The sequence below is a fragment of the Stenotrophomonas sp. STEN056 genome, from assembly GCF_056759635.1.
In genome coordinates this window covers 146,266-168,319 of the sequence record NZ_JBRRDL010000002.1, presented here as the reverse complement: position 1 = coordinate 168,319, position 22,054 = coordinate 146,266, and the positions used below count along the sequence as shown (strand labels likewise).

13 protein-coding genes are annotated in these 22,054 nt (G+C 66.2%); 4 read left to right on the top strand and 9 right to left on the bottom strand.

What is annotated here, in order from left to right; translation table 11 throughout:
- Positions 1-26: 26 nt before the first annotated feature.
- The 3 genes from ACVOLO_RS02130 to bla all read left to right on the top strand — a co-directional run bounded on the left by ACVOLO_RS02130 (position 27) and on the right by bla (position 6,412).
- Positions 27-2,369, top strand: a complete 2,343-nt coding sequence (locus ACVOLO_RS02130; RefSeq protein ID WP_481568625.1) for a DPP IV N-terminal domain-containing protein — start codon at positions 27-29, stop codon at positions 2,367-2,369.
- A 244-nt stretch (positions 2,370-2,613) separates the two neighbouring features.
- Entirely contained in the window at positions 2,614-5,334 is a 2,721-nt protein-coding gene (locus ACVOLO_RS02125) for a TonB-dependent receptor plug domain-containing protein (protein ID WP_481568624.1), read from the top strand.
- Between the two features lie 67 nt (positions 5,335-5,401).
- Entirely contained in the window at positions 5,402-6,412 is a 1,011-nt protein-coding gene (gene bla / locus ACVOLO_RS02120) for a class A beta-lactamase (protein ID WP_481568623.1), read from the top strand.
- Between the two features lie 12 nt (positions 6,413-6,424).
- Here the strand turns inward: bla and ACVOLO_RS02115 are convergent, their stop codons facing one another.
- Together ACVOLO_RS02115 and ACVOLO_RS02110 are read right to left on the bottom strand one after the other, a co-directional pair.
- Complete coding sequence (locus ACVOLO_RS02115) at positions 6,425-7,498, bottom strand: helix-turn-helix transcriptional regulator (protein WP_481568622.1); 1,074 nt, start codon at positions 7,496-7,498, stop codon at positions 6,425-6,427.
- 294 nt (positions 7,499-7,792) lie between these two features.
- Entirely contained in the window at positions 7,793-10,570 is a 2,778-nt protein-coding gene (locus ACVOLO_RS02110) for a TonB-dependent receptor domain-containing protein (protein ID WP_481568621.1), read from the bottom strand.
- A 211-nt stretch (positions 10,571-10,781) separates the two neighbouring features.
- Between ACVOLO_RS02110 and ACVOLO_RS02105 the strand changes: the two genes are divergently transcribed.
- Positions 10,782-12,191: a coniferyl aldehyde dehydrogenase gene (locus ACVOLO_RS02105; RefSeq protein ID WP_481568674.1), complete on the top strand. Its 1,410-nt coding sequence runs from the start codon at positions 10,782-10,784 to the stop codon at positions 12,189-12,191.
- A gap of 319 nt (positions 12,192-12,510) precedes the next feature.
- Here the strand turns inward: ACVOLO_RS02105 and ACVOLO_RS02100 are convergent, their stop codons facing one another.
- From ACVOLO_RS02100 to ACVOLO_RS02070, 7 genes are all read right to left on the bottom strand, one after another.
- Positions 12,511-13,350, bottom strand: a complete 840-nt coding sequence (locus ACVOLO_RS02100) for an acid phosphatase (protein ID WP_481568620.1) — start codon at positions 13,348-13,350, stop codon at positions 12,511-12,513.
- An 8-nt stretch (positions 13,351-13,358) separates the two neighbouring features.
- Positions 13,359-14,318, bottom strand: a complete 960-nt coding sequence (locus tag ACVOLO_RS02095) for a transaldolase (RefSeq protein ID WP_481568619.1) — start codon at positions 14,316-14,318, stop codon at positions 13,359-13,361.
- Positions 14,319-14,332: 14 nt separating this feature from the next.
- On the bottom strand, positions 14,333-15,526 hold the full coding sequence (locus tag ACVOLO_RS02090) for a CaiB/BaiF CoA transferase family protein (RefSeq protein WP_481568618.1): 1,194 nt from the start codon (positions 15,524-15,526) through the stop codon (positions 14,333-14,335).
- A 162-nt stretch (positions 15,527-15,688) separates the two neighbouring features.
- Positions 15,689-17,545 carry a glycoside hydrolase family 127 protein gene (locus ACVOLO_RS02085; RefSeq protein ID WP_481568617.1) on the bottom strand — a complete coding sequence of 619 codons (1,857 nt, stop codon included), beginning with the start codon at positions 17,543-17,545 and terminating at the stop codon, positions 15,689-15,691.
- Positions 17,542-19,731 (bottom strand): formylglycine-generating enzyme family protein, encoded by a 2,190-nt coding sequence (locus ACVOLO_RS02080; RefSeq protein WP_481568616.1) that lies wholly within the window; start codon positions 19,729-19,731, stop codon positions 17,542-17,544. Before ACVOLO_RS02080 ends, ACVOLO_RS02085 begins: the two co-directional genes overlap by 4 nt.
- 36 nt (positions 19,732-19,767) lie before the next feature.
- A complete protein-coding gene (locus tag ACVOLO_RS02075) occupies positions 19,768-20,709 on the bottom strand; it encodes a ribokinase (protein WP_481568615.1) in 942 nt (313 codons plus the stop codon).
- Positions 20,706-21,989, bottom strand: a complete 1,284-nt coding sequence (locus ACVOLO_RS02070) for a serine hydrolase domain-containing protein (RefSeq protein WP_481568614.1) — start codon at positions 21,987-21,989, stop codon at positions 20,706-20,708. Before ACVOLO_RS02070 ends, ACVOLO_RS02075 begins: the two co-directional genes overlap by 4 nt.
- Positions 21,990-22,054 lie beyond the last annotated feature (65 nt).

The window sequence follows — 22,054 nt, the reverse complement described above, 5'->3', positions numbered from 1 at the left end:
CCCTGATACGCAAGGAGACACGCTGCATGCTTCGACCTGGGGCAATCCAACGTTACGTTCGCATTCTGGCCCTTGGCCTGATCGGAAGTGGCATGCCGTTGCTGGTGCAGGCCAGTGCGCCGCCTGCACCGGACGAAGCGGCGTTCAGTCGCTCGTTGCAGCTGCGTGAACAGTGGATGTATCTGACCCAGGGCCTGGCCGGCCCGGCAACCTGGACGGACAACCAGCAGTACCGTTACCGCCGTACCGCACCGGGCGGCTTTGAATTTGTCGCCCGCCGCGTGGGCCGGGCGCGGGCGGTGCCTGCATTCGACCAGGCCAAATTGGCCGGGGCGCTGTCACCGTTGCTGGGGCGCGAGGTGGACGGCAGGCGCCTGCCGTTTTCCGACTACACACACGAGCCCGAAGGCCGTGCCCTGCGGGCGTGGATTGACGGTGGCTGGGTGCGTTGCGAGCTGGGCTCGCGCTATCGGTGCGCGCGCTGGAGCGAGCCAGGCCCGAGCGCACGGCCGCGCGGCTGGGGCGTGGTGCGCGATCTGTCGGTGGCGGCGGACGACACGCCCAAGCGTTCGCCCGATGGCCGCTACGAAGTGCAGGTGCGTGAAGCGAGCGTGGTGCTGCGCACACTCGCCGATGGCAGCACCCGGGTGCTGGCCCGCGATGCATCGGCCACCGATTTCCATGACCCGGAGAGCATTGTCTGGTCGCCGGATTCCTCGCGTTTCATGCTGCTGCGGGTGACACCCGGGTATGCACGCCAGGTCACCCGGGTGGAAACCTCGCCGCGCGACCAGTTGCAGCCGCGGGTGCAGACCCAGCTGTATCCCAAGCCGGGCGACCCGGTGGACATCGACCGCCCGGTGATTTTCGAGGTGGCCACCGGCCGTCGCATCGATGTGCCGACCACGCTGTTTGACAATGCTTACGAAATCACCACGCCGCAGTTCCGCGCGGACGGCCGCACCCTGGCTTTCCGCTATACCGAGCGTGGTCACCAGCGGGTGCGGCTGGTCGAAGTGGATGCGCATACGGGCAAGTCACGCACCGTGGTGGAAGAGCGCAGCGACACCTTCGTCAACAGCTGGTGGCACCGTGCCGAGTTCCACGACGTGGGCAACCGCGGCGAGCAGGTTGTATGGATGTCCGAGCGCGATGGCTGGAACCACCTGTACATGGTGGACGGCAACAGCGGGCAGCTGCAGCAGCTCACCCAGGGCCCCTGGGTGGTGCGCCAGATCATCAAGGTGGACGAAGCCGGCAGGCAGATATGGTTTGCGGCCAGTGGCCGGGAACCCGGTGACCCCTATCTGCAGCATTTCTATCGCGTCGATTTCGATGGCCGCAACCTGCGGCACATGACGCCCGGCGATGGCTGGCACGAGATCAGCCTGTCGCCGGACATGACGCATTACGTCGATACCTGGTCGCGCCTGGATCAACCCAACATCAGCGAACTGCGCGATGCACGCGACGGCCGCCTGCTGGAGACCATCGAGCGCGGCGACGCCAGCGCCCTGTTTGCCGCAGGCTACCGCGCGCCGGAGTCGTTCTCCGCGCCCGGTCGTGATGGCCACACGCCGATCTGGGGGCTGGTGGTACGGCCCACGCACTACGACCCGGCACGGCGTTACCCGGTGATCGAGAGCATCTATGCCGGCCCGCACGATTCCTCGGTGCAGAAGAAGTTCTGGCCGTTCGATTCGCAATCCAGCAATGAGCGGCTGGTGGGATTGCAGGCGCTGGCCGACCTGGGTTTCATCGTGGTTGAAATCGACGGCATGGGCACGATGAACCGCTCCAAGGCCTTCCACGATGTGGCGTGGAAGAACCTGGGCGATGCCGGTTTCCCGGACCGCATCGCCTGGCACAAGGCCATGGCCGCACGCGATGCCTCATACGACATCAGCGGCGGCGTCGGCATCTACGGGGCATCGGCCGGGGGCCAGAACGCGCTCAATGCGCTGCAGTTCCATCCGCAGTTCTACACCGTGGCCGTGGCCTACAACGGCTGCTACGACAACCGCATGGACAAGCTCAGCTGGAACGAACAATGGCTGGGCTGGCCGCTGGATGACAGCTATACCCGTGCCTCGGGCGTGGTCAATGCCCACCGGCTGCAGGGCAAGCTGCTGTTGATTGTCGGTGAGCAGGACGAGAACGTGGATCCGGCATCCACCTACCAGGTGGCCGATGCACTGATCCGTGCAGGCAAGGATTTCGATCTGCTGGCCGTGCCCGGCACAGGCCACGGCGTGGGCCGCTCGCAGGAGCCGGTGGACTACATCCAGCGCCGCAAGTTTGATTTCTTCGTGCGCAACCTGCGGGGTGCGGCGACGCCGGACTGGAACCAGAAGCCCGCCTCGCCCTGAGCGAAGCCAACCGCACCCTCGGCCGCGCGGCGGCCGTCGGGCAATGCAGGGCGCCTTCGCGGCGCAGCAGAAAGTAACCAATGAAACCAGGGCCGGCCTTTGTGCCGGCCTTTCTGTTTCGGGGATGCCTATGCGGGTTTTCCCTGATGCGGGGTCGGAACAGGCCTTCCTAAGATGCCGATGAGGGGGAGTTCGCGCATTACAGGTCCGTCGTTTCCATTTCCAGCTTTCTGCGAGGAACCGTATGTCGTGTCGTATCGCAAGAACCGCGCTTTCCACCGGCATCGCCGTGACCCTGATGGGCATGACGGCTGCCGCCTTTGCCCAGTCCAGCACCGCCCCGGCCGAAGAAGGCAAGGACAAGGTGGTGGAAATGTCCAGCGTCAATGTCACCGCGTCCGGCTCGCGCATTGACCGGCCCGGTTTCAATGCGCCCACGCCGACGGTGAAGGTCACCCCGGAGGACCTGCAGCTTTCCACGCACACCAACGTTGCCGCCGCGCTCAACGACCTGCCGCAGTTCCGCGGCACGGTGTCACCGCAGACGCATACCACCGGCGTGGATGCGGCGCGTGCGCCGGTGGACCTGCGCGGCCTGGGCACCAGCCGCACCCTGGTGCTGCTGGATGGGCGGCGCTTCTCCAGTGACAACGACCTGGCCACGATTCCCTCCATCCTGATCAGCGGCGTGGACGTGGTGACCGGCGGCGCATCGGCTGCGTGGGGCTCGGGCGCGGTCAGCGGCGTGGTCAACGTGCAGCTGGACAGCCAACTGGTCGGGACCAAGATCGATGTGCAGGGCGGGGTGTCCTCGCGCTCGGACAACCAGAAGCAATACGTTTCGGCGGCGACCGGCTTTGAGATCGCGCAGGGGCGCGGCCATGTGGTGATCGGTGGTGAAGTACTCAACAACGATGGCGTGATTCCCAAGACCTCGCGTCCGTGGCTGGGGCGCACCGCGCAGCTGTCCAACGGCGACGGCACTTACACCATGAAGGGCGATGTGGGTTACGGCAACGCGGCGATCGGTGGCCTGATCACCAGCGGCGTGCTTGCCGGGCAGGCCTTCAACCCGGACGGCAGCCTGCGGCCCTTCCCCGGCTACACCGGCGCGTCGTTGATCCAGGGCGGCGAGAGCCCCAGCAACGATGACATCAGCTCGCTGATGACGCCGCAGCGCCGCTACAACGTGCTTGGCCGCCTGTCCTGGAACCTCACCGACAACACCGGCCTGACCGTGGACGTGCGCCATTCGCGCAGCTGGAACCGCTTCCCCTGGTTTGGTGACCACAACCGTGGCACCGGCCTGAAGATCGGTGTCGACAACGCTTTCCTGCCGACCGCAGTGCGCGATGCCTTGCTGGCAGCGGGCGAAACCAGCTTCAGCCTGGGCCGCTTCAACAGCGATTTCGCCTTCCCCGATATCGACTATGACCGCCGCACCACCCAGTTCACGGTCGCGCTTGACGGCGTGGTCGGCGACAACTGGCGCTGGGGTGGCTACTACACGCACGGCGACAACCAGTCCGACCTGGCGGCCCCCGGTTTTCTGCTGACCCGCAACTACGCCGATGCGGTGGACGCGGTGATCGACCCGGCAACCGGCAAGGCGGTATGCCGGGTGACGCTGAGCAACCCCGGCTCCGGTTGTGTGCCGATCAACCTGATTGGCCACGGCGCGCCATCGGCCGAAGCGGCCGCCTATGTCACCGGCACGCCGCGGCGCATGACCAACACCCGGCTCGATGCCGCCGGCCTGGACCTGCGCGGCGAGCCGTTCTCGCTGCCGGCCGGCGACGTGTCGGTGGCGGTGGGTCTGGAAGCGCGCAAGGAGCAGATCGACCAGAAAGTGGGCGCGCAGGATCTGACCAAGTCGTTCAGTACCTGGAGCTCCTCGCCGATGTCGGGCAGCTTCATGGTGAAGGAAGCCTTTGCCGAAGTGGCCGCGCCGCTGCTGCGTGACATGCCGGTGCTGCGCGACCTGCAGGTCAACGCTGCCGCGCGTTTCAGCGACTACGACAGCTCCGGCGCGATCTGGTCATGGAAGTACGGCATGACCAATGAGTTCTTCGATGGCTTCCGTGGCCGCTTCACCCGTTCGCGCGACATCCGCTCGGCCAACCTGTCGGAGATGCACACCACCAGCACCACCGGCTGGTCGACCATCAGTGATCCGTTGACCGGCACCTCGCTCAGCGCGCTGGTGATTGGCGGCGGCAACCCGCTGCTGGATCCGGAAAAGGCCGACACGTTCACCGCCGGCTTCACCTGGGCACCGGCCAGCGTGCCGGGGCTGATCATGTCGGTGGATTACTTCGACATCGAGATCAAGGACGTGATCACCCAGGTGTCCGCGCAGGAAACCGTGCTGCGCTGTGTGGCCGGCAACCAGGCCATGTGCGGCCGCATCCAGCGTGATGCCAGTGGCGCGATCGATCGGATCAACTCCAACTACGTCAACCTGGCCCAGTACCAGACCAATGGCGTGGACCTGGACCTGCTCTACACCTTGCCGGCGGCAAAACTGTTCCCGTCGATGTCCGGCAGCTTCCACACCCGCGTGCTGGCCACCTGGGTGGACAGCCTGACCACCTTCGACGGCAAGAACAGTTTTGAGTACGTCACCTCGCAGGGCCTGACCAACGGGGCGGGCGTGCCGCGCTGGCGCGCCAACGCCACCGTCGGCTGGCGTGGCGACCGCTACTCGGCCCAGGCACGGGCGCGCTATCTGTCCGCAGGTGTCTACAACAACCAACTGGTGCTGACCAACGGCAACATCGGCTCGTATGTGTACTGGGACATCGGCGGCAAGGCACGCTTCGCGTTGTCCGGCGACAACGAGTTCGAGGTCTACGCCGACATCAGCAACCTGTTCGACAAGAAGTCACCACTCGGCGCGGTGGGCTCGCCCTACTACGATGTCGTGGGCCGCTACTTCACGCTGGGCGCGCGCATGCGCTTTTGATGTCGACGGCGCCATCGGCCCGGGTTGACCATGGCGCCTGCATTTCTGCTTCAACGAGGATTCGATCATGACCAAGCACCGTTTCGGCCACCGCACCTTGCTCGCCGCAGGCTTGTTCGCCTGCCTGTTGTCGCCGGCCATCGCCACCGCGCGCAGCAACGCCCCGGCGCCGCTGCAGGGGGAGGCACAGCGCCTGGCCGCGCTGCTGCCGGGCCAGCTGGGCGCGGCCATCGTGCACCTGGAAAGCGGGCGCAGCGTCTACGTCAACGGCGATCATCCCTTCCCGATGGCCAGCACCATGAAAGTGCCGGTAGCGGTGCACATCCTCACGCTGGTGGACGAGGGCACGCTGTCGCTGCAGCAGCAGGTGACGCTGGGGCCGCAGGACGTGTACCCGGAAATGGGCGGGCCGATGGACCTGCACCTGAGTGCCGGCTCGGCCATCACCGTGCGCGACCTGCTGCACATGATGATCACCGTCAGCGACAACAACGCCACCGACATCCTGATCCGCCTGGGCGGTGGCACCACGGCGGTCAACGCACGCATGCAGGCGCTGGGCATCAGCGGCATGCGCGTGGACCGCTACATCTGGGAACTGCTGGCCAACTACCGTGGCAATGCGGCCTCGCAGGCCAACCCAATGGGCCCTGCGGCCTATGCCGAGCTTTCGCGCAGCGAGCGCGGCGAGGAACTGCGGCGCGGCCATACCAATGCCTGGAACGCCGACCCGCGTGACACCAGCAGCGCCCGCGCCATGGCACAGCTGCTGGAAAAAGTGTGGAAAGGGCAGGTGCTGACGCCGGCCAGCACGCGCGTACTGCAGGACATCATGCGCGACACCCGCACCGGCAGCGCACGCCTGCGGGGCATGCTGCCCAGGGACACGCCGGTCGCACACAAGACCGGCACCGTGGGCGATGTGATCAACGATGTCGGCGTGATCACCCTGCCGGCCGGGCGCGGCCATGCGGTGGTCACGGTGTTCGTGCAGTCACGCGCAAGCAGCGAGGAACGCGACGCCGCCATCGCACAGCTGGCGCGTGCGGCGCACGACTATTTCCTGTTCGTGCCGTGAGCCCGGCGCTGCTCAGCAGACGGTGCTGAGCAGCCGCACCAGTTGTGCGCGATGGCCGACATCGAGCTTGCGGTAGATCGCGCTGATCTGGCTTTCGATGGTCTTGCGCGAGCGGCTCAGGTGCGTGGCGATTTCATCGTTGCGCATGCCGTCCACCACCAGTTCGGCCACACGCTGCTCGGTGGGCGAAAGCTTAGACCACATCGGCCGTGGCGCCAGCGCGGCCGGTGCCAGCCGCAGCAGATACAGCGACTGCCGTGGATGGGCGAGCAGGCGGCCTTCCAGGGTGATGTGCAGTTGCAGCTGGGGCCGGTGCGGGTGGCAGACCTGCAGCCCGCTGCCGACATCATTGCCGGGGCGGCCCAGCCAGCGGCGCAGCGCCACGGCGATCGTATCGGGCAGGCCGGCGCAGTGCGTGTGTGTGTCGAGCCAGTCGGCACACAGCAGCTGTGCCGCCGGTGACAGGCTGATCGGGTGCAGGTCGTGGTCGAGGATGATGTCCGGCAGGCCTTGGCGGTCCAGCAGCGCCTGGTAGATGGTGCGGCGCTCATCCTGCAGCGACCGCACCCGCTGCAGGCCCGCATCCATGAGCTGGTGCAGCTCGCCCAGGAACTGCTGGTGTGCGTCGCTGATGTGCTCATGGCCTTCGCGCATGCGGATGCTCAGCACCGCTTCAAGCCCATCCTCGCCCCAGAACGCCATATGGATGAACTCGCGCCAGCCCGGTGCCGGGTTCTGCGCATGCAGCCGTTGCCGTGCCTGCGCATCGCCCGAGGCGATCTGCGAAAGCGTGTACCAGTGGATGCGCGGGTTCTGCTGCAGATAGGGCGCGGCCACGTCCAGGCTGCGCAGCGGGCGGGCATTGCCGCTGGCTGTCTCGCCGAGAAAGTGCAGGCTGCGCTGCGGCTGGTAGCCGCCGGTGATGTCGTACATCAGCGTGCACGAATGGCAGGGCAGGCGCTGGTTGATCAAGTCCACGCAGGCGCGCCACAACGCATGCATGTCCAGTGCCCGGATCATGTCCACCTTGGCCTGGACCGGGCAGGCGTCCGGGTTCGCCGCGATGTCATGTTCACGTCCCAACATGGTGTTGCCAGCCCCCCAGGAAGAAACGCAGCGGCGGCGTACGGGTGCGGAACCATGCAGTGTCGCCGTGACCGGCTCGCCATTGCAGTGCAACGAGCCCGGCTTGTTCTAGCATTCCGTTCACCGGGCAGGCAAGCCCGGTACAGCGGAAGTGACTGCCCCGGCGCATTCTGCCTGCGGGATTGCCGTCGCCATCACCTGCTTTGCGCCGCCCTGGCGCGTTCTGGATGAAGAAGGCCACCGCAACGTGGTCGCTGCGGTGGCCTTCAGGGCATTGCATGTTGCCTGCTGGAATCAGAGGCGGTATTCGACCGTCATGAAGTACTCGGTGCCGACCGGGTTGTACTTGGTGATGTCGGCATACGGCCACCACTTCTCCGACATGTGGCGATGGGGCTTCTTGTCGAACAGGTTGACCACCGACAGGTTGAACGAAAGGGCGTCGGTTGCCTTGTAACCCAGCGACAGATTGACCGTGGTCCAGGCACCAAAGCGTTCGTAGTCATCGGCCCAGCGTACCGGCGAGGAGCCCAGCCGGTTGATGTGCGCATAGCTGGAGAACCGCTTGTAGTCCCAGCCCACGGTCATGTTGGAGCGGGTGCGGAATTCGCTGTTCCACTGCCGGTCGCGGATGTTCTCCTGTTCATCCTCGGGCAGGTAGCGGCTGAGCGTCTTGAAGATGTGCGTGTAGCCAATACGCGCGGAGAAGCGGCCCCAGTTGTCGGTGGGGAAGGACGAACTCCAGCTCGCGTCCACGCCGTCCTGCTGGTACATGCCGGTATTGAACGGACTGGTGATGACCGACAGCACGTCGTTGTTGCGGCCGCCGCGCTCAACCCGCGCAAGCATGGTCTGGCACTTCGGCGAGTTCACGTCCACGTCCAGGCCCTGTGAGTCGTAGCCCAGTGCGCACTCGGAGGCATAGCGCAGCACATCGCCGGCACCGATCAGGCCAACCTGCTCCTCCAGCTTGATGCGGTACCAGTCCAGGGTGAAGGAATGGTTCTGGCCAAGCTGCGCGACCATGCCGATGGTGTTGCTGTAGCCCTTTTCCTCGTGCAGGCGGGGATCGCCTTCGGAGTACTGGCGGATGGAGCCGGTGCCGTAGTCGTCAACACAGGTGGCCCAGCTCTGGCCGCGCGCCAGCCCTTCTTCCTGCACGCAGGCCAGGTAGTCGGTGCCGCTGGTATACGAAGAACTGCGCTCGGCGAACATCACGTGCATGTCCGGCGCACGGAACGAGGTGGCACGCGAGGCGCGCAGCAGCAGCCAGTCGGTCGGCCGCCAGCTCAGGCCGGCCTGCCAGGTGAAGGCACCGCCCACGTCCGAGGCATCGTCGTAATGGTCGTAGCGTGCCGCCAGCTTGGCGTCCCATTGGCCAAAACCGGAACCGGCCGCCAGCAGTGGCACCGAGAGTTCGGTCCCCAGCGCATAGTGGTTGCGCTTGCCGCTGCCACGGATGCCACTCCAGCCGTAGATGTCGCCATCCACGGTGGGCTGGTCGGTGATGAAGCGGTAGCTGTCACGCGTGGCTTCCAGCACCGTGGCGAAGGCCAGTGGGCCGGCCGGCATTTCAAACAATGCGCCGGACAGATCGGCAGTGAACGACTGCGAGGTGGAGCGGCCATCGCCCACGGAGGTGTGCATGACATCGCGGAACATCTCCGGCGACAACTGCCCGAAGAAATCGATGTTGCCGTTCGGCATCAGGTTGGCATCCAGGCTGCCGGCGCCCACGCGTACCCAGCGGCTGCCCGCCCAGGGCAGCGACCAGTCGCGCCCTTCCTGGCCAAACATCAGGCCCATCATCGCCTTGTCGTTGAAGCGCTCGACGGTGTCGCGGTAGCGGTAGCGGCCGTAATTGTAGTTCAGGCTGTAATCGAACTTGCCCAGTGCGCCGCGCAGGCCGGCGATGATGACGTCGTTGTTCTCCTTGAACTTCTGGTTGCTGCCGGGGAACTCGTTGTTGCGGAAGGTGCGGTATGCATGGCGCCAGGCAACGGCGTTGGGTTGCGCGGCCTGCATGTCATCGACCACTTCGTAGTCCACTGCGTAGCCATAGCGGTACATGCCGGCGTCGGCGCGTGAGCGCGTGCTCAGCGCGGTGGCGTACAGCTCGTGCTCGCCCAGCGTGTGGCTGACGTTGAGGAAGCCGAACAGCCGCTTGCGGCCATTGCGCACGGTGTAGCTGTCGAAATCGTTGTCACCGCAGTAGCGTTCCGGCAACGCGGCGGAGCTGCCCGAGCGGGCCGGCACATAGCCCAGCGGCGCGCAGCGCTCGCTGATGTCCAGCAGATCCCAGCCGGTATCGCGGTCCCAGAACGACATCACCTGGGTCGGGTCGCGGTAGGCGGGGTCCGGTGAGCGGTCGGGTGAGGCAAACCAGCTTCGCTGGTTGCCGTGGATCGGCAGGCGCCGGTCCCATTCCAGGCCACCGCTGATGCGGGTGTCGCCCAGCTCGATGCCGCTGGTCACCGAGATGCGCTCGGAGCGGCCGCCGCCATGCACGGTATCGCCGTGCCGGTAGGACACGGTGGTGCCGTCGATCTGGTCCTTGAGGATGACGTTGACCACGCCGGCCACCGCATCGGAGCCGTAGATGGCCGATGCGCCGCTGGTCAGGATTTCCACGCGGTCCACTGCCGAGGTCGGGATCATCGCCAGGTTGGTGACGTTGCCGCTGACCGTGCCGGCCGGCTTGGGCAGTGCCGGAATGCGCCGGCCGTTGAGCAGCACCAGCGTGTAGCCGGGGCCGAAGCCGCGCAGGTTCAATGCCTGCGCATTGGCGTTGAAGTTGTTGGTGTTCTCTTCACCGACAAATACGCCGGTGTTGGCGGTGATGTTGGACAGTGCGTCGTAGACGTTGGCAAAGCCCTGGTGCTCAAGATCCTGTGCGGTGATCACCTGTACCGGATCAATGCCTTCGATTTCGGTACGTTTGATCCGCGAGCCGGTGACTTCGACCTTGTCCAGTGACGTGGTCCCGCCTGCATCCTGGGCCGCAGCCAGTGTTGGAACCAGCGCCATGCCAATCGCTGTGGCGATGATGCAGCGCTTATGTAAACCCCTCATACTCCCTCCCCGGGTGTGGTTGGTGCCTTTCTTCGGCGATCGTTGTGCCGCCGTCTGGGACGCAGTTGCGCCCTCTGTCATGGTGTTGAACACGGGGTAGGGGTCGATAGCACGAAACGCCGGGGATCAATGCGGAACTCCGCACAAGCTTCCGCGCGGCTGGCGGCATGTCGATGGCCCACTCCTCCTTACCGGAGCGATGCCGATGCACCTGTCCTGCCCACCGCAGATCGAGCTCTCACAGACCCTGGCGCAGCTGCGCCAGGCGTGGATGCAGCAACGGCCGGATCACGCGCAGCGGCGCGATGACCTGCGGCGCCTGCGTGCGACATTCAAAGCACGTATCGGCCAGATGACCGAGGCCATCGCCGCCGATTTCGGCCACCGTTCGCACCACGAATCCATCATTGCCGACGGCATGACCGTTACCGGCGAGATCGACCACCTGCTCTCGCACCTGCGTGGCTGGATGAAGCCCGAGCGCATCGGCGTGGGTTGGCGCTTCTGGCCGGCGCGGGCACAGGTGCGTGCGGTGCCGGTGGGCGTGGTGGGCGTGATCTCGCCATGGAACTACCCGGTCAACCTGGCCCTGGTGCCGCTGGCCACTGCGATTGCCGCAGGCAACCATGTGCTGCTCAAACCGTCCGAACACACGCCGGCAACCTCGGCCTTCCTGCAGGCCTTGCTGGCCGATGTGTTTCCAGCGGACCGCGTGCGCGTGGTGCAGGGCGATGCCAGTGTGGCCTCGGCATTTTCGGCCTTGCCGTTCGACCACCTGGTGTTCACCGGCTCCACCGCCGTGGGCCGCAAGGTGATGGCTGCCGCCGCGCAGCACCTCACGCCATTGACGCTGGAACTGGGCGGCAAGTCGCCGGCGGTGATTGCGGCCGATTATCCCGTTGCCAGCGCCGCGGCACGCCTGGCCACCGGCAAGTGGTTCAACGCCGGGCAGACCTGCATTGCCCCGGATTACGTGTTGATCGACGAAGGCCGCGTGGAGGCGCTGGTGCAGGCGCTGCGGGAGCAGGTGGGCCTGCGCTACGGCAACTTCGACGATGCCGGCGACTACAGCCGCATCATCAACGCCGCGCAGTTCGAGCGCTTGAAGGGTTACGTGAGCGACGCGCGCGCGCGCGGCCTGCAGGTGATCGAGCTGGCGCAGATCGACGCCGAGCGGCAGCGCCGCGAACGCCTGTTCCCGCCGACCCTGGTGCTGCAGCCGGGCGACGATGCCACGGTGATGCAGGACGAAATCTTCGGGCCGATCCTGCCGATCCGCAGTTACCGCAACCTGGAAGAGGCCATCGCCACCATCAATGGCCGCGACCGGCCGCTGGCCTTGTATCCCTTCAGCCATGACACCGCGACAGTGGAGAAGATTGTCGGGCAGACCGTCGCCGGTGGTGTCACCGTCAACGACACGCTGCTGCATTTCGCGATCAACGGCCTGCCGTTTGGTGGCATTGGCGCCAGCGGCATGGGCGCGTACCACGGCAAGGCGGGCTTCGATGCAATGAGCAAACGCCTGCCCGTGCTATGGCAGACCAAGCGCGCCGGCAGTGACCTGCTGCGGCCGCCGTACACGCGGGTGGCGCGTTTCATCGACCTGATTTCGCGCTGACGAATGGAAAAGCCGCAGCCAGGCACAGGGTGCCGGCGGCGGGGACACCGGCACGGGGGGAGAGGGAGCCGGGTGTCAAAAAGCATGGTGAGATCTGCAAGACGCTATGCGATCCATAAGCCCTCTCCCGCAGGCGGGAGAGGGGAGGTGTCGGGCATTTCGTAGGTCTGCTGGGATTTCGCTGCGCTGCATCCCAGCCTACGCGCTACGCCCTGACTGCGAGAAACCGCGATAAAGCCGGCAACGCGACAGGCGCTGCATTGCCGTTGAGCGCTTCAGGCACACAGGCGTCCGTTGCCTGCATGCCGGGCGTGCACGCTCAGTACGCGGTAACCGGCAGCGGCTGTTCCAGCGCGCTGGCGATGTCCGCACAGTTGGCCGGCGGCTTTGGTGAGGTGGCAAGTGCCTTGGCCAGCTCGGCGCGTGCGGCGTCCATGTCGCTGCGGAAAGCGGCATCTGCATGCAGGCGTGCCACCACTGCCGAGCCCATGAAACGGCCGGCCAGGACATCGCTATGCCAATGCACGTTGCAGACCAGGCGGCTTTCGCCGTAGCTGCGGCCACGCGCGAGGATGGCGTCGCTGCGCTCCGGCGCCAGCTCGGCCAGGATCAATGCCCAGGCCCAGCCGATGGACGTATGGCCAGAGGGATAGGAGCCATTCTCGGCCAAGCCTGCTTCCTTGTCCGGTGTGCAGGTGGATTGGCCATTGGCAACGAAAGGCCTGCCGCGGTTGTAGCGCTCCTTGGCGGCATCGCTGACCACCGCCGCATCGGTACGGGTGCGACGCAGCAGGCCGTACAGACGCGGTGTGCTGGCTTCATCAATCTGCGTGCCGATGGCACAGGCGAAGATGGAGGCAGCTTCGGGGAACTGCAGGTTGGCATCGGCCGTGGCCTGCTGCCAGCGCGGGGTGCCGCGCAGGTTGCGCGCCAGGTTGACCTGCTCGTCCAGTGCGAACGCCGCAGAGCCGGGCGCCGGCGGCGGTGGCAACAGCGCCACGCTGTCCGGAAGCTGTGCGGTCTCCAGATAGCCGCGTGCCACGCCGGGCCGGATCTCCGGCACCTCATGGGGGGCGATGGCGGTGGTGGCACATGCGCTGAGCAGCAGGCTCAGGCCGGTGGCGAGCAATACGGGAAGCGGGGAGCGCAATGGATTCATGAGGGTCCTCAGGCGAGTTGCGCGGCAATGGCCTGCCGCAAGGTCTGCAGATCCTTGGCGAACGCATCAATGCCGGTGGCCAGCTTCTCGGTGGCCATCGGATCAGCGGCCATATCCGCATCGAACTTGGCTTCATCAATCGCAGCGACATTCACTGCTTCCGCAGCGCCCGCCAGCAGCTTGCGCGGCAGCTCGCCGAAATCGGCGTCCAGCTTTTCCAGCAGGTCCGGCGAGATGGTCAAACGATCACACCCAGCCAGCGCTTCGATCTGCGCGGTGGAGCGGAACGAGGCGCCCATCACCACGGTGTTGGAGCCGCGGCGCTTGAACTCGGTGAACACGCCGCGCACGAACTGCACGCCCGGGTCTTCGTCGATGTTGGCCGGGGTCTGGCCGTTGGCCACGTACCAGTCAAGAATGCGGCCGACAAACGGCGAGATCAGGAACGCACCGGCTTCCGAACAGGCCAGGGCCTGGGTCGGGTTGAAGATCAGCGTCAGGTTGCAGTCGATGCCTTCGGCCTGCAGCACGCGCGCGGCTTCCACGCCGGCCCAGGTGGCGGCGATCTTGATCAGCACCTTGCTGCGCGGCACGCCGGCCGCTTCGTACATGGCGATGAACTCACGCGCCTTGGCGATGGTTGCCTCGGTGTTGTGCGCCTGGTCGGCATCCACTTCGGTGGAAACGCGGCCCGGCACCAGCTCGGCGAGCATGGTGCCCACGCCCACGGTCAGGCGGTCGACCACGGCGTTGGCGATGGCCAGCCGGTCACCGGACTGGGCACGGCCCCACTGCAGCTCGCGCTCGATCAGGCCGGCGTAGACCGGCAGGTCGAGGGCTCTCTTCACCAACGTCGGGTTGGTGGTGCAGTCCACCGGGCGCAGGCGCTTGATGGCGTCGTAATCGCCGGTGTCGGCGACAACAACGGACAGTTCGCGCAGCTGGGCGAGCTTGGAGGCGTTGCGCATTGGGGGACTTCGGATCAGGCGGGGGTGTCGCCATCATCGACGGCGGCGATGATGGCGGCGGTGTCCTGGCCGAACACCGGCGCGGCATAGGGCTGCGGACCGGGGGTGCGACCAAACACGATGGGACGGGTGATGCCGCGGTAGCTGCCCAGCAGGGGATGCGGCAGCGTGGTGATCATGTCCTCGGCCTGCACCTGCGGGTGCTCGAACATGTCTTCGACCTTGCGCGCCGCCGCACAGGGCACTTCTTCGCCGAACAGCGCTTCCCACTCCAGCGCACTGCGTGTGGCCAGGGCGGCATGCAGCCTGGCCAGCAGTTCGTCGGAGTGCTCGGCGCGCTTGCGCACGGTGTCGTAGCGCGGGTCGCTGCCCAGCTCCGGCAAGCCGATGCGGGTGCACAGCGCCTGCCAGAAGTGCGGCGTGTTGGCCGAGATGTACAGGTGGCCCTGTGCGGTGGGATGGATGCCGGTGACGCCGCCCGAGCGCATGTCGCGGCCCACGCCTTCCGGCTCGCCTTCGGCCCAGATCATCCGCGCCGACTGCATGGTCAGCGCACTGCGCAACAGCGACACGCCGACATACTGGCCTTCACCGCTGCGCTCGCGCTCGTACAGCGCCGAGGACACACCGGCGGCCACCAGCGCGGCGGCGTAGTAGTCCACCACCGAGCCGTACAGGATTTCCGGTGCGCCGCCGGGCTTGCCCTGCATCGCGCACATGCCGGTCATGGTCTGCAGCACCTGGTCGTAGCCGGCCTTGTCCTTGAGCGGACCGCCTTCGCCATAGCCGGTGACTGCGCAGTACACCAGGCGCGGGTTGATCTTGTTCAGGCTGTCGAAATCGATGCCCAGGCGCGCCGGCACGCTGGGACGGAAGTTGTGCACCAGCACGTCGGCTTCGCGCACCAGCCGCATCAGCACCGCGCGCTGGTCGGTTTCCTTCAGGTCCAGCACCACCCCGCGCTTGGAGCGGTTCACACCGAGAAACGCGCGGCTCTCGGCTTCCAGCGTGGAGGGGTACTTGCGCAGGTTGTCGCCCACCGGCGGTTCAACCTTGATCACCTCAGCGCCCTGATCAGCCAGCAGGGTGCAGCCGTACGGCCCGGCGATATAGGCGCTGAGGTCCAGCACGCGCACGCCACTGAGCGGGCCACGCGCGCCCTCGCGCTGGGCAATGTCGAACGGAGAGGGGTTGTTGCTTGCTGACATGGGCTGCACTCGAATCCTTGATTGCAGTTTCCTCCCGATGCCTGGGAAGAAACACATCGTGCGGGTATTTTCAGCGAGGACAAAAAGCACGGATCGTCCTGTCCTCGCCTTGCCGTGGACCGCTGCCTGCCCCGTGCGAGGTGGCAGGCAGCGGCGAGAGGCTTACTGCGGTGCCAGCGACAACCAGCTCAGGCGCCAGGCGCCATGCTCGCGGCCACCACAACGGTAGTACGGCTCGAACAGCAGCGGTGCTCGGCAGTCCAGCTGCATCGTTACCGGCGCACCTTCGCCTTCGTTCTTGCCCACCTGCAGCCAGTGCGCAGGATCGCCTTCGGGCAGCTTCACGGTTTCGTCGGTCTTGAAGCCGTCGATCAGCGTGGTCGCATACACCAGCGGCCCGTAACTCAGGCCAACGTATTCCCAGCGCAGCACTTCCTGCGCCACCGGCGAACCGTCCGGTGCACGCGATTCCTGCACGTTGATGTTGGCCGCGCGGTGCAGCTGCGGCTGCATCGGCAATTGCACGTTGATCAGATCACCGGCCTGCCATTGGCGCTGCAGCTGCACGTAGCCATCGGCACCGATCGTTACCGGCACCGCCACACCATTGATGTCGATGCGTGCGTCTTCGGCCCAGGCCGGAATGCGCACGCCGATACCAAACAGGGCGCTGCGCTCGGGCATGACGCGCAGCGTGATCTGGCCGTCGAACGGATAACGCGTCTGCTGTTGCAGCTGCACCTTGCCGGCGTCTGCGTGCACCAGCGTGGCGTCACCGGCGCCGTAGAGATTGACCCGCAGGCCACCGTCAGCAGCGATGCCGTAGGCGATCTGCGGCAGTTCTTCCACCGCCATCGCGCCGGAGGATTTGCAGCAACGCCAGTAGGTGGTGTGCACGCGCTTGCCGTTGGGGAAGGTGTAGTAGCACCAGTCCTCACCGTTGGGCGCCATCGCCGCCAGCAGGTCGTTGTACGCGGTGCGCTCCAGCTCGTCGGCGTAGCGTGCGTGGCCGCTGATGGCCAGCAGCTCGCGGTTGAGCTGCATCCACGCCAGCACCGAGCAGGTTTCCACATAGGCCTGCGGGAAGAACGTGCGCGGTGCGTTGAACACTTCGCGCGAGCGATGCGCCACGCCGCCCCACGGGCCGCCGCCCAGGGTGAGGTGTTGTTCGCGGATGTTGTTCCACAGGTTGTCGATGGCCAGCTTGTAGTCGGCCTTGCCGGTGGCCTTGTACAGCTTGGCCAGACCAACAAGATTCCACGACAGCTGGTAGGCCTTGCCGGTGGCGATGAAGGCGGCGTCCTCGCCGGCGATGCCCTTGTCCAGCAGCGCAAGGCGCGGGTTGGCGTTGGCCTGCTGCAGGATCTTCTCGGCCAAGGCCAGGTAACGCGGCTCGCCGGTGACCAGATACAGATCGGCCGCTGGGTCCAGCAGCACCGTGGCCGACATGCCGTGGTGGTTGCCCAGCGTGGTGATGTCGATGCCCGATTCCAGCGCCTGCCAGCACAGGTCGGCGATGCGCCGCGCGGCCTGCAGATAGGCGTCATCGCCGAGCGCACGCCAGCTTTCCAGGAAGCCCAGCACCAGATAGCTGTGCGTCCACATGTCCCAGGTGCGCAGCGCCGGTTCGCCGTTCCAGCTCTCGGGCTTGGGCGGCTGCGGCACGGTGAAACGGCGGTCGGCGGCGTAGTTGCCCAGGTAGCCGTCTTCATCCTGCTGGCTGATCAACCAATCGGCGACACGGCGCAGGTTGGCTTCCAGCTGCGGCTGGCCGCCCTGTGCCACCGCACGCGCGGTTGCCGAGAGCCACTTGCCGGCATGCTCGCCGTACCAGTCGCCTTCCTGGTTCTGCTGTTTGTGGGCCTGGCCGAAAATGCTGATCGACGGGCTGTCTTCATCGACGATGAAGGTGCTCAGGCGGCCGCCACGGTTGGCGCTGAGCATCTGCCCGAACAGGCCATCGAGCTGCACCGCTGCCGGTGCGATCAACTGCTGGCCATGGGTGATGGCCGCACTCATGCCGCGTCCACCACGCAACGGAAGCCGAGCATGCCGCTGCGGTCCTTGGCCGGGGCCATCAGCAGGTACTTGCCGTGCTGGTCGAGGCGATAGGCCTGCGGGAAGTACCAGTGCGAGGTCTGCGGCTGATAGCTGGAACCGCCACGCAGGATTGCCGCGCGGGTGTGTTCGTCGATGAATTCATCGGTCCACTGCCACACGTTGCCGACCAGATCTTCCACGCCGAACGGGCTTGCCCCCTGCGGGTGCGCATCGACGTCGGCCGGTGCCAGCACGCGGCGGCCACGGTTCACGCGCGGCACGCGGCTGTCGTCCCAGTCATTGCCCCACGGATAGCTGCGGCCGTCGCTGCCCTGTGCGGCGTACTGCCATTCCCATTCGTGCGGCAGGCGCTTGCCGGCCCACGCGGCATAGGCGCGGCAATCTTCCAGCGACACCCACACCACCGGCTTGTTGTCCCAGCCGGCGCGCGGTGCGCCATCCTGCCAATGGGCGAGGAAGTTGATGTCGTCGGCCGGGTGATAGCCGGTGGCATCGATGAAGGCCTTGAACTGTGCGTTGGTGACCGGGTAGCGGTCGATATGGAACGCGTCCATCTGCATCAGCTTGCGGTGATGGCGACGCGGGCAGTCTTCCCACGGGAACTGCACGTCCTGGCCGGCCCAGTTGAAGCCTTCAATTTCGATGCCGCCCACGGCAAACACAAACTCACCGGCCGGCACGGTGACCATGCCTTCCGGTGCAGCGGCTTGTGCCGGTGTGGCCGGGATTTCACGCAACTGCTGCGGAATGGCCTTCCACGCGGCGGAGAAACTGTTGAGCGGCTGCACGGCGCGCTTGGCGGCTTCGATCAGGAATGCCTGCAGACCATCGACCACCGTGCCCGGCTGCACGCTCAACACCGCGCCAAAGCCACGCGCTTCCATCGGCAGTTCGATCACCGCCACGCCATCACGCACCGCAGGCGACAGCTCAACGCCGTGCCACACGTCGTAGTAACGCGTGCCGTCCACATGCGGCAGGCCAATCTGCTCGCCGTTGACCGCGTATTCGTTGCGGTTGATGAAGGTGTGCAGGCTCAGGCCATCGACCGGGAACTTGCTGGCGAAGATGCCGCCCTGGTAGCAGACCTGATACGGCTCCCAATCCATCGACACGATCAGCTGCGGGAACTGCCGGTAGATCGCCGCCATGCGGCGCAGGGTTTCACCATCGCGCGCGGTGAACTGGTTCCAGATGCCCCAGATGTTTTCCCAGGCGTTGTAGCCGATGCCATTGAAGAAGCAGTACTGCAGGTCGTGGTTGCGGTTGCGCCCCCAGCGGTTTTCGTAATTGACCATGTGGCGCGGCTCCAGCCACTTCCACTTGGAGACCGGCGGCACCGGGCCGTCCGGGGCTTTCTTGCCCCAGCTCTGCACGTTCCAGATCAGCTGCTCTTCGGAGCTGATGGTGGATTCGGGCTGCACCACCACCGGGTTGCCACGGGCATCGCAGGCGTCGAAGAACGCGCGCGGCACACCGTTGAAGGTGTCACCGTTGATACCGTCCGCGCCGGTGGCCTTGATGATCTCGGCCATGCCTTCCCAATGGCTGACGCCCGGGTCGCGGGTGCCGTGGTCCCACGGCTTGGCCGGCAGGAACACGCGCACGCCCCGCTTCTGGAATGCCTTTACTGCAGCGGTCAAACCTTCCAGCCCGCCCGGCAGCGTGTGTGCCAGGTCAAACTGGTTGCGGTCATCAATGCCGATGTTGGGGTAGATGTACCAGATCAGCACCGAATCAAGACCACCGAAGCGCTCGGTGAGATCGTCCAGGTACTTGTCCACCGTGTACTGCGCGGTGTCCACGTCGAAGAAGTAACGGTCCTCGACCATCATCTGCGCGTGCACGAAGTTGCGCTGCGCCCACTGCAGTTCCGGGCGGCGGTAATTCACGTCGGTGTAGCCGATGCGCACCAGGTGTTCCTGGCGCCAGTCCTTCAGCTCGGTCAACCAATCGCCGGCGCTGGCATTGGCATCAATCATCCAGCTGCCGATGTCGGCAAACGGCCACGCCGGCGCCTTGCCCGGCGTGGGTAGGTAGCGGCCGGTGGTGACGTGCGAGAACTTGTACTCGGTGGCAATCGCCTCGCGCCCGTAGTCGGCGGCGTCGTTGTCGTAATCGGGCGTGGTGTAAGGCGAGGTCATGGCATTCATCCAGCAGATACAGGGGAGAGCAACGGGTTACAGCGCGCACCAAGCCGCAAGCGCGGCGTGGGCATCGGCATCGGGCAGGCGCGTGGCATCGGCCAGCAGCGCGGTGACATCGGTGTGGTCGGGAATACTGGATTGTGCACCCAGCTGCGTACAGGCCAGTGCAGATGCGGCGCTGGCAGCAAGCAGGGCGTGTTGCAGCGACTCGCCGCGTGCCAGCGTGGCCACCAGCGTGCCGCAGAAGGTGTCACCGGCGGCAGTGGTATCCACCGGGGAAATCGAGAACGCCGGCTGCACCAGGGTCTGGCCGTCAACGCGGGCAAGGCAACCGCGCGCGCCGAGGGTGACGATCACGCAGGGCACGTCCAGACGTGACAGGCCGCTGGCCAGGTCCGGCGGATTGCCGGCCACCACGTCCAGTTCGCCTTCGTTGACGATCAGCATGTCCAGCAGCGCCAGCAGCTCGGCCGGCAGCACCTGCGCAGGCGCGGCGTTCAAGGCGACTTTCACGCCGGCAGCGCGTGCGGCAGCGGCATAGGCCTGCACGGTTTCCAGCGGCGATTCCAGCTGCAGCAACAGCCACTGCACGCCATCGAGCGCGGGCAGGTGTTCGGGCCGCAGCGCCATGTTGGCGCCGGGCGCGACGGTGATGGCGTTCTCGGCATCGTCGGACAGGCAGATGAACGCGGTGCCGGTCGGCAGCTGTGCATCGCGCACGGTATGCAGCTGCACCTTGGCATCGGTCAGCGAGGCTTCGATGGGCTTGGCGAAATCGTCATTGCCCAGCGCCAGCAGCATCTGCGTGGCGGCGCCGCCGGCGCGCGCGCAGGCCACCGCCTGGTTGGCACCCTTGCCACCGGGGAAGGTACGGAATTCGCGGCCCAGCACGGTTTCACCCGGGGCCGGCACATGCGCCGCACGCACTACGAAATCGAGATTGGCCGAGCCGGCTACAAGTACGGAGGAGGTCATGGAATGGCCTGATAAACGAGGTTGTAGAACGGGGTTGCCACGGATGGCAGGCGCTTGTCGCCTTCGGGCAGGTATTGCAGCAACACGATGGCCACCAGGTGCTCGCTGCGGTCCACGGTGAAGTAGGTGGAGGCGGCGCCGGACCAGCCGAACTGGCCCACGCTGCCCAGCCGCCCACGCGTCGCAGGATCGGTGACGACATAACCGCCCAGGCCGAAGCCTTCGCCCTTGCTGAAGCCCTGGATGGCCGGGCTGAAGCCGCCCAGCTGGTCGGCCATCATCAGATCCACGGTCTTGCGTGAGAGCAGGCGCACGCCATTGGCTTGACCATCGCCCAGCAGCACGCGCGCGAATTTCAGGTAATCGGCCGCGGTGGAATACAGGCCGCCGGCACCGCTGTCATAGCCCTTCAAGCGTGCGCCGGGCGTGCGTGCGCTGACGGTGTCGGCAATGTGCAGCGTGCCGTCGGCGGCGCTGGTCGGCAGGTCCACCACGCGCGCGCGCTGCGCCAGCGGCACTTCAAAGACGGTGTCGTGCATGCCCAGTGGCTGGAAGATGTGCTGCGCAAGGAACTGTCCGAACGGTTGCCCGCTCACCACTTCCACCACGCGCGCCAGCAGCTCGGTATTGCTGCCTTCGTAGTGGAGGTGGGTGCCGGGTGCGTCGGCCAGCGGCAACGTGGCCAGGCGTGCGGCGACATCTTCCAGCGAGGTGGCGCTGTCGATGCCGGCGCGGTTCAACAGCGCGGTGGCGACGGCATGGCTGTCCGAGGCTGCGGCAAAGCCGCTGGTGTGGGTGAGCAGGTGACGCAGCGTGATCGCGCGTGGCGACGGCGCCAGCTGCGGATGCTCGGCATCGCCACCGACAACAACCTGGCGATCGGCGAAGGCGGGAATGAAACGCGCCAGCGGGTCATCCAGCGACAGCTGGCCTTCTTCCATCAGCATCAGCACGGCGGTGGAGGCGACCGGCTTGGTCATCGAATAGATGCGGAAGATGCTGTCTTCGCGCATCGGCCGGGTGCGTGCCAGATCGGTATGGCCCCATTGGCCGTGGAAAGCGACTTTGCCTTGATGCTCGACCAGCGCGACGGCGCCCGGGTAACTGCCCTTGGCCGTGGCGTGTGCGAGGAACGTGTCCACGCGTTGCCAGCGTTCACCTGTATCGGCGCTGGCACTGCCCATGCCGGCCCATGCCACGACGCCCAGCAGCAGGCCGCGTGCGATGTGGCTGCTGCGGCGAGAGGGCGCCTGGGTTGTGTGGGTGGTGCGGCGGAACATGGCAAGCCTCCATTTCAGGATCGTGCGGAGCGTAGCCCTGTGGCCCCTCTCCCGCCCCTTCGGGG